This is a genomic window from Streptomyces sp. NBC_00984 (genome assembly GCF_045162475.1).
Classification (GTDB): domain Bacteria; phylum Actinomycetota; class Actinomycetes; order Streptomycetales; family Streptomycetaceae; genus Streptomyces.
In genome coordinates, this window is record NZ_CP108734.1 from 7,802,106 (window position 1) to 7,817,706 (window position 15,601).

The window sequence follows — 15,601 nt, forward strand, 5'->3', positions numbered from 1 at the left end:
TCCCACTGGTCCGTTCCCACCGGCGGGCCGGCTCGACGACGCATCGGCCACCGGCCGCCGGCCTCGGCGTTCCTCCGTCAGCGGCCCCCGGCGACCAGCAGCGGTGCCCCGCCCGGCGCGGACGCCGGCCGGCCGTTCGCGGCAGGCACCCCGAGCAGCGGTGACGCGGGTACGGTCGACAGCAGGCCGCGTGCCGCCAGCTCGGGCGTGACGCCCTCGCCGAACCAGTACGCCTCCTCCAGATGCGGGTAACCGGACAACACGAAGTGCTCCACACCCAGCGCGTGGTACTCCTCGATCCGGTCGGCGACCTCCGCATGACTGCCGACCAGCGCGGTGCCCGCACCACCCCGCACCGGACCGACGCCCGCCCAGAGGTTCGGCGAGATCTCCAGCTTGTCGCGCGAACCGCCGTGCAGCGCCAGCATCCGCTGCTGCCCGACCGACTCGCTCCGCCCCAGTGCCTGCTGGGCGGCCGCGACCGTCTCGGGATCGAGATCGCCCAGCAGCCGGTCGGCCGTCGCCCACGCCTCGCGCGAGGAGTCCCGCGAGATGGTGTGCAGCCGGATGCCGAAGCGCACCGTACGTCCCTGCTCCTCGGCCAGGCCGCGGATCCAGCCGATCTTCTCCTTCACCGCGGCCGGCGGCTCGCCCCAGGTCAGATAGACGTCGGCATGCGCGGCGGCCACCGGACCGGCCGCCGCCGACGACCCGCCGAAGAAGATGTCCGGCAGCGGGTCCGGCGGCAGCGCGGTCAGTCCGCCCTCCACCTGGTAGTGCTCACCGTCGAAGGCCCCGGGCAGCGCGCCCGGCAGCACCACATGCCGGATCAGTCCCCACCGGCCGAGCCCCAACGACTCACCGGACTCGATGAGTTGGACTTCGACCCCGCGAATGCCCGCGTACACGTTGAGATACAGATGAAAGGCGACCCCGAGCGCGATGAGTGCCACCCTCGGGGCCTCGCCGATCCCCAGCCGGATGATGAAGAGCGGGATCAGCCCGACCCAGGGAACGGTGCGCAGCATGTGCACGCTCGCGTCCACCGGATCCTCGCCGAGCCGCGAGAGCCCGGAGACCAGCGCGAGAGCCGTACCGGCGACACCCCCGAGCGCCAGGCCGACAGCGACCCGCTGCAGCGAGATCCGCATCGCCGACGGCAGCGTCCCGTCGGCGATCAGATCCGATCCGGCGCGGGCGATGGTGCCGGGCGAAGCGAGCACATCGGCGTGCAGCACGCCGGTAGCACTGAGCACCTGCCACAACGCGAGCAACAGCAGCGGCCCGACGGCGCCCCGGAGCCAACGGGGCACGGCGCGCAGCCGCACACCACGGGGCGGGGTACGCCGGAGCGCGTACCCGCAGCCGCGTGCGGCGGCGAGAACGGGCGGCCGGCCCGGTCACCGGCGGCGGAGGAAGCGCTGGAGGAACGTCAGCAGCCGCGACGACACGCGGCGGAGGCCACCCGCAGCAGGCCGATGTGACCGCGCGAAGTGAGCAGGGCTGAACGGAACATGGCGCTGAACGTAGCGATCCATGACTGAAACGGTCAATGGTGTCTCGGCAAGTGGACGCGCGATCTCGCCGCGCGGGCGCGAAGATGGACGCATGCCCCATGCCTTCGCCACCAGCGTTCTGCACATCGCCACCGGAACGACGGAGACCGTCACCGATCTGACGTCCGACTGCGAGCAGTTCCTCACCCGGAACGCCGCCTCCAGGGACGGTCTCCTCAATATCTTCGTACCGCACGCGACCGCCGGCATCGCCATCCTGGAAACCGGATCCGGCAGCGACGACGACCTCCTGGCCACCCTCCACACCCTGCTGCCCGCCGACGGACGCTGGCAGCACCGCCACGGCAGCCCCGGCCACGGCCGCGACCACGTACTGCCCGCCCTCGTCCCACCGCACGCCACGCTTCCGGTGATCGGGGGCCGGCTGGAGCTGGGGACGTGGCAGTCGGTGTGCCTGGTCGACACGAACCGGGACAACCCGGAGCGTCAGGTTCGACTGAGCTTCTTGGGCTGACCAAGAAGGCTCGCGGAGGTCCTGCCGCCAATTCTCCGTAGTCTGCGCGCTCGAACGGAGAACGACTTGCGCGGTACGGACCTGAACGTGATCGAGCGACCCTGCGACGGACGTGGCAAATGCCGGCTGGGCGTGCGGCGGCTGACCCGCGTGAAGCCGGCCACGTCCTCCCCCGAGCGCCAGCGGGAGAACGTGCTGACGGCCGCTGCCTCCGTCGGTGCCCACATCATCGGCTGGGTGATCGGCATCCTGGCCGGGGTATCGACCAGGCAAACAGCCAATGGCGACAACCTGACAGAGGGATAGGGTTCGGCTGAGAAGAATCCGCTCGGTGCACGGGAGCTGCGCCAGGGCCGGACACGGTAGGGGGCCCGAGGAGGAGCCGGATGCTGCAGGCGCTGGGATTGGGCCCGGCCGAAGAGGCCATCTACACGGCGCTGCTGGCCCGCCCGACAGCCTCCGCGCAGGACCTCGCCCGGCAAACCGGACTCGAGAAGGCCGAGAGCGTGCGCATCCTGCTTGACCTGGCGGCGCGCGGCCTGGTGGCCCTCGCCACCGAAGCCGAGAGCGGGGCACCCGACTCGGCCGACTGCGAGGCCGGTCTTCAGCCTGCCCACTACCGGCTCACACCACCCTCGGTGGCCCTGGCCCCGCTCCTCGTCGAGCAGCGCAACGCGCTGCACCAGGCCGAGACCGCGTTCTCGATGCTGACCGAGCAGTACCGCACTACCGCCGCACACACTGCGGGCGGTGTCGTGGAGGTGGTCGTCGGCGTGGAGCAGGTCGCACACCGATTCCACCAACTGCAGTGCGGCGCCCAGCGGGAGTTGCTCGTCTTCCTCGTCGGTACGCCCATCGCGGTGCCGCGCGAGGATACCGACACGTCGGAGAGCTCCGCGCTGGACCGCGGGGTCGACTTCCGGGTCATTGCTGCCAAGAACTATCTCCACGGTCACGACGTCGTGCGGGACGTGCGGGCGGCCGTCATGGCAGGCCTTGAGCTTCGCATGGTCGATTCGCTGCCGCTGAAGATGGTTGTGTCGGACCGGGAGCGCGCCATGGTGCCACTGGACATGGCGGACTCCGGCGGTGAACCGAGCGCAATCGTGGTGCACCGCAGCGGTCTGTTGACGGCCCTGGTCCATCTCTTCGAGAAGGAATGGGCCCAGGCCCGACCGATGTACACCACTCCCACGGGCGTGCGCGCGGAGCCGGCAGCCGATCAGCAGCCGACCGAGGAGGAACTGGAGGTCCTGGCCCTGCTGCTGGCAGGGATCTCCGACCGGCGGGCGGCATCCCAACTCGGTCTCTCCATACGCACCGTGGAGCGGCGGATACGCCGTCTGATGGACCTTGCCGGAGCGGAGTCGCGCCTGCAACTTGGCTGGCACGCTGCACTTACGGGCTGGCTTTGACCTCCTTTTCGGCCTGGGAGCCGAGGACCTTCCCTCTGTTGGTGGTCCCCCCTCCGAGGGTGGCCGCCGACTCCTGGCAGGTTCCTGCTTCACCGTCGGCGGGCCCGTGAACCGGGCTGGAGACATCCACCGGGGCGGCGGCACGCGCACCCACACCCGACAGGTACCTGACCGAGTCCCTGTCGCCTCTCGGCGGCTTGGGGATGAGGAACGAGATCGCGATGGCGGCGGCCATGATGACGGCACCGGCGATCACGTCGGCGATGTACTCGAGGGAGGGCGTCGAGGCGTCGGGGTGGCGGTCTCGACGGTGTACGGCACCGCGAAGACGAGACCGGCGCCGCGGCTGAACGGATACGCGTTCAGACCATGGCCGGAAGCCTGAGTTGTCGCGGAGGGACAGGACGACGGCCGGCCCGCCGGTGAATCCGCTGCCCGCGGTGGTCCGGTGGCTGTCAACGTCGGCGACCGGTCAGCGGCGACCTGGACGGCGCGCAGGACGTGGGCGGGCCGGCCGGAGCTTGAGGGAGGCCGGGGCCTGTCGCTGGTCGAGGAGTGGGGGAATGCGCCCGCGCGCCCCCTTCGGCGAGATGACCCGGGCGAGCGTCGGCCCGGCGAAACGTACCCCCACCTGCGGGGCCCGGAGATCCACCACCTGCCGGGCCCGAAGATCCACCGAGCTGACGAACCGATCGATGTGACCGTGTGACGGAATACCGCCACGTGGGAAACCCGTCACGCACGGCAACCCTAAGTGATCCGTATGTCTGCCAGGATGCAGCCGCAGCATGGCATGTTCACGGTTCAAGTAGGGAGACTCATGCATCCCATAGCGCGTATAGCCTTGGGCGCGGCGACCGCCGCCGTCCTGGCCGTCACCGCGGTCTCGCCTTCCGGGGCGGCGGATACGCCGCCTGACGGCGCCTCGGGAAAGAGGCCCGTCATCGGCAGCGGTGCCTCAGCAACGGGCGGCAAGCAGGTCGCGGTCACGCTCATCACCGGCGACAAGGTGCTGGTGACCACGGACACGTCGGGCCGCAGCTCGGCGGCCGTGCTGCCCCGCGAGGACGGCACACAGCCGATTGTGCAGACCTTTCAGATGGGCAAGGACCTCTATGTCTACCCGGAGGACGCCTCCCGGGCGATCACCGAGGGCAAGGTCGACGAGCAGCTGTTCAACGTCACTGGCCTGATCCGCCAGGGATACGACGACGCACACACCGACGCGCTGCCGCTCATCGCCACCTACCGGAACAGTGTGAACGTTGCCGACAGTGCGCCGGCGGCCCCTCGTGGGGCCGAGCGGGGCCTGAGCCTCCCGGCTGTGGACGGTGTCGCGCTCAAGGCCGACAAGGACACTGCCGCCACTTTCTGGCAGGACGTCACCCACTCCCGCTCACGTTCTGCCTCCACGGTGAAGAAGCTGTGGCTGGACAGCAAGGTCAAGGCCACGCTGGACCGGTCCACCAAGCAGGTGCACGCGCCGGAGGCCTGGGCCGAGGGCTACGACGGCAAGGGCACCAAGGTCGCCGTGCTGGACACGGGCGTGGACGCCGAGCACCCGGACCTGGTGAGCCGGGTCGCCGCGTCCAAGAACTTCACGGACTCCGACAGCACCGCCGACCGGCAGGGGCACGGCACCCACACCGCCTCCACGGTCGGCGGTTCCGGAGCGGCCAGCGACGGCCGCAAGAAGGGCGTCGCCCCCGGGACCGATCTGCTCATCGGCAAGGTCCTCAACGACAGCGGATCCGGCGAGAGCTCCTGGATCATCGCGGGCATGCAGTGGGCCGTCGACCAGCAGGCCGATGTCGTCTCCATGAGCCTGGGCAACCCCGCGATCGGCGACTGCACCGACCCGCTGGCCGAGGCTGCGAAGCAGCTCTCGCAGAACACGCACACCCTGTTCGTCGTCGCCGCCGGCAACGCCGGCTCGGGCATCGAGACCGTCTCCTCGCCCGGCTGCGCGCCCGGCGTGCTGACCGTCGGCGCTGTCGACCGTGACGACACCACCGCGTGGTTCTCCAGCCGCGGTCCGGTGGCCGTCACCCACACCCTCAAGCCCGAGATCGCCGCCCCCGGCGTCGACATCTCGGCGGCCAACGCCGGCGGACGCGGCGTCTACGCGTACCGGACGATGTCGGGCACCTCCATGGCGACCCCGCACGTCGCAGGCGCAGCGGCCATTGTCCGCCAGGCCCACCCGGACTGGACCGCGCAGCAGATCAAGGCTGCCCTCGTCTCCTCCGCCCGCACCGGCGGCAAGGTCGCCGGCGCCGACCAGACCGGGGCCGGCGTCCTCGACGTGGTCGCGGCGGTGCACCAGAATGTGCTCTCCGCGCCCGCCGTCCAGGGCGGCAGTTACAACTGGCCGCAGGACACCTCGGACCGCACCACCGTGCAGGTGCCCTTCACCAACACCAGCTCCGGTGACCTCGCCCTGAGTCTCAAGGTCAGCGGTGTGCGCGGCAACGACGGCAGCGACGTCAACTCCGGCGTCATCAAGCTGGAGCAGGGCAAGGTGACCGTTCCCGCGGGGGCCACCGTCCAGGTGCCGGTGCGGATCGACCCCACCGCCCGTCTCAAGGCCGCCCAGTACGGTGCCGTCACCGGCCGGATCATGGCCACCGGCAGCAAGGCGCACGTCTCCGTGCCGGTCACGCTCCACGTCCAGCCGGAAACGGTCACCCTCCGGGTCAAGGTCATCGACCGCAACGGCAAGCCCGCGGCCGGCGCCTCCTCCCTGGACCTGGTCAGCCTCGACACCGACAAGGGCGAGCGCCGCAGCAACCAGGGTGCGACCGAGCAGATGTACAGCGTGCGGCCGGGCGACTACGCTCTCGCCGGCTTCGTGGCCACCTACGACGCGGACAACGCAGCCGAATCCATCGGCTACCTCGGGCGCCCGCAGCTGCGGATCACCCGTGACACCACCGTGGTTCTGGACGCTCGCAAGGCCCACCGGCTGAGCGTGCAGACCGACCGTCCCTCGACGGTGACCCACACCACCTTCAGTTACGCCCGCACGTGGGACGACACCTGGCAGCTGAGCGGATCGCTCATGGCCGGCAGCGCCGTGCAGAAGTTCTACGCCTCCGTCGACGGGCGTGCTCAGAACGGCTCCTTCGAATTCCGGCCCACCTGGCGCGCGACCGGTTCCCAGGGCGGCTCGTCCTATGTCTACAACCTCTCGTTCCCGACCGAGGGCCCGCTGCAGTCCGATCGGGTCTACCGGCCGGGAGACTCCAAGCTGGCCCAGGTCACCGAGAAGTGGAATGCCCTCGGCAAGGAGGCCGATTACACTGACGGACTGTTCATCCGTCCCTCCTGGAACAAGAACACCACTGTCACGGTGAGCCTGTTCGACCCGGTCCACGTGCCGGGTACCCGTACCGCCTACTACACGACCGGCGACGACGCCTGGATGCACGGCGCGATGACCAGCTTCCCGTTTGCCGCGTTCATGAGCGACCAGGACCGCGTCTACCGGGCCGGAGACCGACGTACCGAGGAGTGGTACCGCGGTCTCCTGCGGCCGGCCGCGCCGCGTGACAGCGCCGGCAAGCTGGCGCTGGCCGCCGAGCGGCAGGGCGATCGGATCGGCTTCCAGAGCGCGCTCTGGCTCGACGCCTCCGGCGATCACTGGTCCGGCGGCGCGTCGTTCGGCGACCTCGGCAACCTGTTGCTGAAGCGCAACGGCGAGGAGATCGCCAGAAGCGCCTATCCGTACGACGTGTTCAAGGTGCCGGCCGAGGACTCCGCGTACGAACTCACCCAGAACCTGTCCAAGATCGACACCTCGGACCGGAACTGGCTGCGCTCCACCGACGTCACCACCACCTGGAGCTTCCGCTCCCGCCTGGAGCCGGACGTCTACTCCCGCGGCCTGCCGATTCTCTTCCCGGCGTACGACCTGCCGGTGGACGGTACGAACACCCTGCCCGCGCAGAGCGGCATCAAGGTCGGCCTGTCGGCCGAGGGCCACGCCGGGTACACCCCGGGCGTGATCACAGCGGCCTCGCTGTCGTACTCCTACGACGGCGGCACCACCTGGACGAAGGCACCGACCGAGCAGCAGCACGGCAAGTGGACGGCCGTCCTCGACCACACCGGTGCCGCCGGCAAGCAGGTCATGCTGAAGGCCACCCTCACCGACTCCAACGGAAACGCGGTCACCCAGACCATCACCCGCGCCTACGACGTCCGGTAGTCACACAGTCCGGCCGGGCGGTCTCCCGTGACAGGGGGCCCGCCCGGCCACCCACCTGACGCCCGACGCGTGATCGAGTGAGGGGTGGATCCGGGTGAGGACGTTCTGCTTGTGGTCCTGTTCGAGCCACGAGTCCATCACTGCGATCCCTCGCCGCCCCGCTCCGGGCATGAAGTGTGCGACAGGTGTGCTGACGCGCGACCGTGGCTGTCAGGCCGGGTAGGCGACGCGGAAGCCAAGGTTGCCGGCGGTGCTGTCGGCGGTGTTGGAGGTGCGGGCAGCGACGCGGTAGCGGTTGCAGTACGAGTCGTGGCACAGATACGACCCTCCGCGCATGACGCGCGTGTTCGGGTCCTTCGGGTCCCACGGGTCGGCGCACCACTCCCACACATTGCCGGATACGTTGTAGAGCCCGTAGCCGTTCGGCGGGTAGGCATGCACGGGCGCGGTGCCCGCATAGCCGTCCTCGGCGGTGTCCTTGGTGGGAAAGCTGCCCTCTCGGGGCGCGACGAACGCGTCAAGGTCGTAGATCACCGGCTTGCCCCGACGTTCTTGATGATCATTCCTTGCGGAATGAACACCTCATGGACAGCATCCACGTTCGGCCGACTTCCGCCGGTGTTGGTGAACGCACCGAGGAAGGGGTGCATCAGTCGGTCGAGCTCGGCCTTGACGTCGGACACGGATCCCCTCCCACAGGTGAAGTACCTCGCGCCTGATCGTGGCCCCTTGCCGGCATGTCGGCAAGGTCCAAGGACGTAATCCCTGTCGCACGCCCGCCAGGGATTACGGGACAGCCCGTAGGTACTTGGTCCTGCCCCGGGCAGCCCCATGCATTCGGTGAGCGATGCCGCGAAGAACAATGTCCTGCCGGGATCCGGCCAGGGTACCGACGGTGCTGCCCGCACGCGCGACCGGGAGCATGACAGTGCTGCTCACGAGGCGGATGGGCCTGCTGCGTGGGACAATCAGGGGGATTGTTCCCGGCTGACGGGTGGCGGGAGGAGCGGACATGGAGATCAAGCCGCAGGCGGCCGTCATACCCGAGATCGACCAACTCGAGCAGGGGAAATACGGTCCCGTGTTTCCGAAGACACCGGCGTGTTACGGGTTCACCATCATTGCGAAGGTCAAGCCGGGCAGGGCCGACGCGATACGTGCCCACGGCAACACTCTGGCCGAGGCTTTGGCGGAAGACCCCTATCTCCTCGCGCCACTGAAGTTGCACTATCTGCGCTGGGTGCTTTTCGACGACGACACGCGCTTCATGTATCAGGGGATCTTCGATACCGACTTCGACAAGTACACCGAGGACGCCGTCGCGCTTTTCGGAAAGGCCGGGGTGAACACGGCCTTCGAGAACCTCGAAGGATTCCCCGAGGACTGGCGGACCAATCCTGAGGCGTTCGTCAGGTTCGTGCGCGAACACCACTGTCCGAGCTTCATCGAGTACGGGGAGTACCCGTACGTGTCCGCTGATGAGATCAAGAAGGCTCTGCGGATCAAGAACGCACTGTCGGAGATGCTCGACCAGCTGCAGTGAGAGCGGGCTGTCGTGTGCTTGTCCCATCGCGGATCGGAGACGAGATGAGCGAGGTCAGGACCGCGCGCACCTACAACCAGAACCACGTCCCGCGCGAACACACCCCTGGTCGGCGACGGGTGAGCATCTACGTCTCGTGGAGCTATCCGGCCGAGGCGGGCAGGAATCCGGCTGAGCTGGACAACCGGTTCTCCACGATGACGGAGGTCAGGCGGGTGGCGTGGCCCGCCTACGAGGATCCGAAGTGGTCCGACCCGTTGCATTTCCAGCAGGGCATCGCCGGCTCACTGGAATTGTTCTTCTGGGCCTGGGTGCCGTTTCAGCAGTTCGTCGAGGAGGTCACCGGGCATCCCGTTCCGGTGTATCAGCGCATCGACCAGGCCGGATTCCGGACCCCGCTCGACGAGCGCGTACTGGCCGACACCGACACTCTCTTCGTGTTCGGGCTGGACCACATGGTCACCGGGCAGGAGGCCCGGCCCGAGGAGATCGAGGCACTGCGGGCCTTCCTCGGCCGGGAGGACGCCCGTCTGGTCCTGGGGCCTCACCATGACGTCGGGGCATCGGACGATCTGGCCGTGCGGGACGTGGAGTACCACCATCACGGCGATCTCCTGGTCCCCCGCCAGCAGCGATTCGCCACCTACGTCCGGGACTTGATGCAGGGCCTCGCGGTGCCGGTCGAGAACCGTTACGGACTGCGCCCCGCGGTGCGGGAGAAGAACAAGATCGCCCCGCTCTCCACGGTGAGGGACCTGGACGCGAAAGGGTGGCTGGAAGGGGTGACGAACTTCAATTTCCATATGCACCTGCCGCATTACGCCGTGACGACCGACGAGCCGGATGTCATCCACGTGCTGGCCAGGCAGCCGATCGACATCTCCAGGCCGCATCCGTTCACAGAGGCCGGCAACACCGAGTTCAACATGTTCCTGTGGATGCCTCCGAGCGGTGAGCGGGCCGGTGATGTGCTGCTGGCGGACTCCACGATTTTCAGTTCGCTGTTCGGCGGCGACGAAAGTCTGCGGAATTTCTGGCGGAACCTCGTTTCGAGGTAGTGCCGCAGGGAGGCGAACCGTGAGCGGGCCTACGCAAGCCGCGTTGGAACTCGACGATATTCAGCGTGGGGTTCTCAGTCCTCGGCCGACTCCCTACGCGGCGACCTACCTTGTGTTCCGCGTCGATGACCGGGCGGGCGGGCGGGAGCTGATGCGGCGCGCGAGCGCGGTGGTGACCTCCGCCGCCGACTCGGCCAGCCCCCGGGGGGACACCTGGGTCAGCGTCGCGGTCTCCTGCCGCGGCCTGGAGGCCCTGGGTGTGCCGCGCGCATCACTGGACACGTTCGCCTGGGAGTTCCGGCAGGGCATGGCCGCGAGGGCCAGGACGCTGGGCGATGTGGGCGAGAGCAGCCCCGAGAACTGGGAAGCGCCGCTGGGCACGCCGGACATCCACGTGGTGCTCACGGCGGTCGCGCCCGACCCGCGACGGTTGGAGGCGGCCCTTGACCGGGCCCGCCCCGCGTACGACCGCCTTTCCGGAGTGACCGCGATCTGGCGGCAGGACTGTTACGCGCTGCCCACCGAGGCCGAGCATTTCGGCTATCGCGACGGCATCAGCCATCCAGCCGTCGAAGGAAGCGGCATCGCCGGGTCGAATCAGATGGAAGTTCCGTTGAAGGCGGGGGAGTTCGTGCTCGGCTACCGGGACGAGATCGGCGGTCTCCAGACCCCGCAGCCGGAGGTGCTGGGTCGCAACGGCAGCTACGCGGTCTTCCGCAAGCTCTACCAGGACGTCGCCGCGTTCCGGCGCTATCTGCGGGACAACGCCACTTCTCCTGAAGACGAGGAACTGCTCGCCGCCAAGATCATGGGGCGCTGGCGCAGCGGAGCCCCCCTCGCGCTCAGTCCGCAACACGACGACGCCGCTCTCGGCGCCGACGGGCACCGCCGCAACACCTTCCTGTACGAGCGGGACGATCCGGCGGGATTCATCACGCCCGGCGGCTGCCACATCCGCCGGGCCAATCCCCGCGACGCCTCGGTGGCGGGCGAGGTGCGACTGCACCGCATGATCAGACGCGGCGCCGCCTACGGTCCGCCGCTGCCCGAGGGGGTCCTGGAGGACGACGGAGCAGACCGCGGCCTGATGTTCGCGTTCATCGGGGCCCACCTCGGGCGGCAGTTCGAGTTCGTCCAGTCGGAATGGATGAACGACGGCGTCTTCTTCGGCGCGGGCAACACCAAGGACCCCATCACCGGATCCCACGACGGAGTCACCGGTCTCACCATTCCTCGGCGGCCGCTGCGACGGCGCCTCACCCCACTGCCGCGTTTCGTCGTCACCCGCGGCGGCGAGTACTGCTTCCTGCCGAGCCGGAGCGCCCTGCGCTGGCTCGGGGAGCTCCAGGACTGACAGGTCGGCCACGCCATGCCCGCGAGATGCCCATCTCGGAGGCGACGTGCGAAATCGGGCCGGTGCGGCACCGTCCAATGTGCCGCCGCCGGCCCTCGGCCGTAAGAGGCGCGTTACGGTGCGGCATGCCTGGATCCCTCTGCCTCCGGTCTCTCCGGCGGCGGATCGCCGGGTGCGCCGGCCAGGGCCCGGGACGGTCGTTTTGAAGACGAGGGCGGCTCGTACCGCCCTGAACGCCGCAGCGGAAGTCAGTGCGGCATATGCAGAGCGCGCGTTCATCGGGGGATCGGCGTGGCTCCGGTCGCGGCGACGGACAGGTCCCAGAGCCGAGTGGCCTCGTCGGGGTCGATGGCGTACGCGCGGACGCCGCCGTCGTCCATGGGCTGGTCGGGGGCGGAGATGCGGGCAACGTCGCAGTCCTCCAGATAGAGCCCGCCGCGGCCGTCGAGGAGCAGGGACGTGGCGGCCCACAGGCCGGTGGCGGCGCCCTGGGCGGGGGTCTTGAAGTCGGCGCCGATCACGTTGCCGTGCTCGTCCACCCAGCCGCGATCGATCTGCTCCCGCAGGGGCATCTCGCGCTGGAGACCGGTGATGATCTTGCCTGGGTGGAGTGCGAACGCGCGGACGCCGTCGTTGTGCCCGAGGGCATCGAGGTGTACGGCGAACAGAGCGTTCGCGGTCTTGGACTGACCGTAGGCCAGCCACTTTTCATAGCCGGTGCGGAGGTGCGGGTCGTGCCAGCGGATGGCGGCCAGGGTGTGTCCGGCGGAGCTGTTGACGACGACGCGCGCGCCGCCTGCGGCGGCCAGGAGCGGGTAGAGCTCGCAGGCGAGCATGAAATGCCCGAAAAATGCCCGAAGTGGTTGGTGGTGAGCTGGCCTTCCCAGCCGGGCCCGACGCGCCGCTCCATGGTCGCGGGAACCGCCATCGCCGCCGGTGACTGCCGGAGCCCTGCAGTGGGCTCCGTGCGACGACCCGGTCAACCCGGGCGCCGAGTGCGCCACCCTCACGGTGCCGCGGCGTTCTGGCCGATCTTGCCGGGCTTGGGCCGGGGCCGGCGCTGGTCGTCCCAGCGCTGAGCGGCGTGGGGACGGTAGACCCATCGGGTGTGGTCACCGCGCAGGGGCATGCCGTTGCGGCGTATCTCCCGGCCGGCTGTGGACGGGCTGCGGCCCGGCCCGGCGGCGATGGTCCGGACGGACGCCTTCTCGCGCAGCCGGTCGGCCATGCGGAGGCGCTCGTCCTCGCCCCAAGTCCTCGTGGCGGGGCTTCGTCGTGTGCGGCACCGGAGCAGCCCTGGGCTCCCTGTTCGTCACCCGCTTTGCTCTGTTGTACTGACCTGCGGCTAGTTTGTGTGCAGGACAGGTACGCAGGCCCGTGGTGCCAGAGGTGCACGGGGGACGGGAGGTCGGGAAGAGTGTCGCTGCGCGGAGGTGATCCAGCCGAGATCGGCGGTTATCCGCTTGAGGCGCGGCTCGGCTCGGGTGGCATGGGCACGGTCTTTCTGGCCCGCACGAGCTCGGGGCGACCTGTCGCGATCAAACTGATCCACCAGCAGTTCGCGGGGGACGACGAGTTCCGCATCCGTTTCCGGCAGGAGGTGGCGGCGGCGAGGCGGGTGAGTGGTGCGTTCACCGCCGCCGTGGTCGACGCTGCCCCCGAGGCCGAGCAGCCGTGGATGGCGACGACCTATATCGAGGGACACACGCTCGCCCAGCGCATCGCGGCGAACGGCCCGCTGAACGGAGCGGAGCTGAGGAGGCTCGCCATCGGGCTGGCGGAGGCGCTGCGCGACATCCACCGGGTGGGGGTCGTCCACCGTGACCTGAAGCCCTCGAACGTCGTGCTCTCGCCCGAGGGCCCGCGCGTCATCGACTTCGGCATTTCGCGCGCCGTGGACCAGCAGACGCTGACGATGACAGGGCGGGTCATCGGTACGCCGCCCTTCATGTCGCCGGAGCAGTTGCAGGCGCCGCGTGGTGTGGGGCCGCGGTCCGATGTCTTCTCGCTGGGGACGCTGCTGGTCTACGCGGCGACGGGCCACGGCCCCTTCGACGCGGACAGCCCATACCTGACGGCGTACCAGGTGGTACACGAGGAGCCGTCGCTGGACGCCGTGCCGGTGGCCTTGCGCGCGGTCGTCGAGCCGTGCCTGGACAAGGAGCCCGAGGGGCGCCCCTCGGCGGACGAACTCCTCGTGCTGCTGCGGGACCTGCCGACCGACCTCGGCGGGACCGACGCGAACGGGGTTGGCGCGGGCCGTACCCGCGACATGATCACCCAGCATCACTTCGCGACGCCGGCCACCCCGGCGCCGACTGCCCCGGCCGGTCCCGACGCAGGAAGCACCAGCACCCCCATCGGCCGCCGTCTGCGTCGCCGATGGCGTCCCGTGCTCGCGGCCGCGGTCGCGGTGGCAGCGATCGGTGGGGGAGCCGCCGCGCTGAAGGCGGGCGCCTTCGGTGGGAACAGCGGCGGCCACCAGGGCAACAGCGTCGCGGCGCCGGGTGCCGCACTTCCGGACGGCTTCCGGCCGTGGCACAGGACTGTGCAGGGCGGCCAGGAGGACATCCCCGACGAGCTGCGTTGCGTCGCGCGCGGCGACGCGCTGTTCTGCGGAGGCGGCGGTGTTGTCGCGACCCGTATCAGGGCCTCGGACGGCTCGCGGGTGTGGACGGCGAAGAGTCCGGGCGTCCCCGTCCAGGGCATGCACCTGGTGGGCGCCACCGACGACACGGTGCTCGGCTACCGCTTCGCCGCCCAGGACGCCCCGCAGGACCCTCCCAGTGAGGTGGTGGCCATCGACGCGAACAATGGCCGGGAGCTGTGGTCCGTGCCGTCCGGCGCCCAGTCGAAGGCCGTCACGGGTCGGACTCAGGACGCCATGGTGGTCGGCTCCGCCGTTGTGACGGTCGACGCTTCCAACTCCCGCTTCGAGGCCCGGGACGCGCACAGCGGTGCGGTTGCCTGGAAGACGCCGTTCCCCGCGGGCACACAGTGCGCTCCCGTCCCGGTGGGCCCGCAGCTCTTCGCGATGTGCGCGACGGATGCGGAGGTGGATGCCCTGGAGGTACGCCACTCCACCCTGTACACGCTCGACCGCGCCTCGGGGACACTGGGCAGGCCCATCGCGGTCAACGGCCCCGCCGTGCCGATGGGCGTCGCCAACGGCAGGCTCGTACTCCTCCAGGGGCACATGGAGGGACCGGCGCTGGCCGGCTGCGACGGGGTGGCGCGGGTCGACCCGGCCTCGAGGAAGGTCACGTACTCCCGGCTGGCCAAGACATACGCGGGGACGCCCGGCATGGCGGACGGCACGCTCTACGTGAGCACGCAGACCGGTCTCGTGACGGCGCTCGACCCCGCGACCGGCCGGAAGAAGTGGTCCCGGCAGACGGGCGTGGAGGGCGCGTCGGGTCCCGTGACGGGAGCCGACGCGCTGTATTTCAGCTCGGCGACCGGCCGGGTGGTCGCGCTGTCGCCGTACGACGGCAAACCCCTGTGGACAACGGATCCGCAGGCCGATGGTTTGACGGGCGAGCAGGGCGCGAGCCCGCGCGTGACCGTCGCGGGGCGTGCAGTGATCGTGGCCGCGGCCAAGAACACTCTCTTCGCCTTCGACGCGCAGAAGCCGCCGAAGTCGGGCTGACCCCGGCGGAACCGGCCGCCGGCCGCCTTCCTTGTTTCCGGTGCCAAGGGCTGTCCCGTAATCCCCGGCGGGCGTGGGATTACGCGACAGCCCTTGGCGAATACTCGGTTCGTGGTCCCGCCGCGGTGCGCCACTCCGGCTTTCGGCCGTCACCGTGACCGGTCTCATGACGCGTGCGGGCATTCCTTCTCCAAGAGCAGTCCGTCACATACTGTCGCTGGTGAAATATCACTGTCATTGACAGGGCGCGACCAATCAATTGACCTCGCGCGCCGAGCTGTTCAAGGCAACCGGAAGAGGGGACGAGCCCGAGCGTGGGCAAGGTCCTGCCCGCCGCCGCG

At 69.6% G+C, this 15,601-nt stretch carries 11 protein-coding genes and 3 pseudogenes; 8 read left to right on the forward strand and 6 right to left on the reverse strand.

The window, feature by feature from the left end; translation table 11 throughout:
• Nucleotides 1-77 precede the first annotated feature (77 nt).
• Nucleotides 78-1,313: an LLM class flavin-dependent oxidoreductase gene (locus tag OG520_RS34825; protein WP_406015752.1), complete on the reverse strand. Its 1,236-nt coding sequence runs from the start codon at nucleotides 1,311-1,313 to the stop codon at nucleotides 78-80.
• Between the two features lie 295 nt (nucleotides 1,314-1,608).
• Between OG520_RS34825 and OG520_RS34830 the strand changes: the two genes are divergently transcribed.
• From OG520_RS34830 to OG520_RS34845, 4 genes are all read left to right on the forward strand, one after another.
• Entirely contained in the window at nucleotides 1,609-2,031 is a 423-nt protein-coding gene (locus tag OG520_RS34830; RefSeq protein ID WP_406015753.1) for a secondary thiamine-phosphate synthase enzyme YjbQ, read from the forward strand.
• Between the two features lie 66 nt (nucleotides 2,032-2,097).
• Nucleotides 2,098-2,337: an integrase gene (locus tag OG520_RS34835; protein ID WP_406015754.1), complete on the forward strand. Its 240-nt coding sequence runs from the start codon at nucleotides 2,098-2,100 to the stop codon at nucleotides 2,335-2,337.
• 80 nt (nucleotides 2,338-2,417) lie between these two features.
• Nucleotides 2,418-3,446 carry a helix-turn-helix domain-containing protein gene (locus OG520_RS34840; protein WP_399331702.1) on the forward strand — a complete coding sequence of 343 codons (1,029 nt, stop codon included), beginning with the start codon at nucleotides 2,418-2,420 and terminating at the stop codon, nucleotides 3,444-3,446.
• Nucleotides 3,447-4,266: 820 nt separating this feature from the next.
• Entirely contained in the window at nucleotides 4,267-7,656 is a 3,390-nt protein-coding gene (locus tag OG520_RS34845) for a S8 family serine peptidase (protein ID WP_406015755.1), read from the forward strand.
• A 210-nt stretch (nucleotides 7,657-7,866) separates the two neighbouring features.
• On the opposite strand, the pseudogene OG520_RS34850 reads toward OG520_RS34845, so the two are convergent.
• Nucleotides 7,867-8,154 (reverse strand): annotated as a pseudogene (locus OG520_RS34850) (formylglycine-generating enzyme family protein); the annotation flags it as partial.
• Between the two features lie 32 nt (nucleotides 8,155-8,186).
• Nucleotides 8,187-8,339, reverse strand: coding sequence for a hypothetical protein (locus OG520_RS34855; RefSeq protein ID WP_399331706.1), 153 nt, complete (start codon nucleotides 8,337-8,339; stop codon nucleotides 8,187-8,189).
• 329 nt (nucleotides 8,340-8,668) lie between these two features.
• On the opposite strand from OG520_RS34855, the gene OG520_RS34860 reads away from it, so the two are divergent.
• The 3 genes from OG520_RS34860 to OG520_RS34870 are packed head-to-tail and all read left to right on the forward strand — an operon-like array spanning nucleotide 8,669 to nucleotide 11,611.
• Entirely contained in the window at nucleotides 8,669-9,199 is a 531-nt protein-coding gene (locus tag OG520_RS34860; RefSeq protein WP_399331708.1) for a hypothetical protein, read from the forward strand.
• A 44-nt stretch (nucleotides 9,200-9,243) separates the two neighbouring features.
• Nucleotides 9,244-10,257, forward strand: a complete 1,014-nt coding sequence (locus OG520_RS34865) for a hypothetical protein (RefSeq protein ID WP_406015756.1) — start codon at nucleotides 9,244-9,246, stop codon at nucleotides 10,255-10,257.
• A 19-nt stretch (nucleotides 10,258-10,276) separates the two neighbouring features.
• The gene (locus tag OG520_RS34870) at nucleotides 10,277-11,611 is read left to right on the forward strand and encodes a Dyp-type peroxidase (RefSeq protein ID WP_406015757.1); all 1,335 of its coding nucleotides are present in this window, start codon (nucleotides 10,277-10,279) and stop codon (nucleotides 11,609-11,611) included.
• A 16-nt stretch (nucleotides 11,612-11,627) separates the two neighbouring features.
• On the opposite strand, the pseudogene OG520_RS34875 reads toward OG520_RS34870, so the two are convergent.
• The 3 genes and pseudogenes from OG520_RS34875 to OG520_RS34885 all read right to left on the reverse strand — a co-directional run.
• Nucleotides 11,628-11,738: pseudogene (locus OG520_RS34875) on the reverse strand (IS481 family transposase); the annotation flags it as partial.
• A 148-nt stretch (nucleotides 11,739-11,886) separates the two neighbouring features.
• A pseudogene (locus tag OG520_RS34880) lies at nucleotides 11,887-12,545 on the reverse strand (oxidoreductase); the annotation flags it as partial.
• A gap of 72 nt (nucleotides 12,546-12,617) precedes the next feature.
• Nucleotides 12,618-12,839: a helix-turn-helix domain-containing protein gene (locus OG520_RS34885; RefSeq protein WP_406015758.1), complete on the reverse strand. Its 222-nt coding sequence runs from the start codon at nucleotides 12,837-12,839 to the stop codon at nucleotides 12,618-12,620.
• A gap of 189 nt (nucleotides 12,840-13,028) precedes the next feature.
• Here OG520_RS34885 and OG520_RS34890 point away from each other — a divergent pair, with 189 nt between their 5' ends.
• On the forward strand, nucleotides 13,029-15,260 hold the full coding sequence (locus tag OG520_RS34890; protein WP_406015759.1) for a serine/threonine-protein kinase: 2,232 nt from the start codon (nucleotides 13,029-13,031) through the stop codon (nucleotides 15,258-15,260).
• Nucleotides 15,261-15,601: the final 341 nt, after the last annotated feature.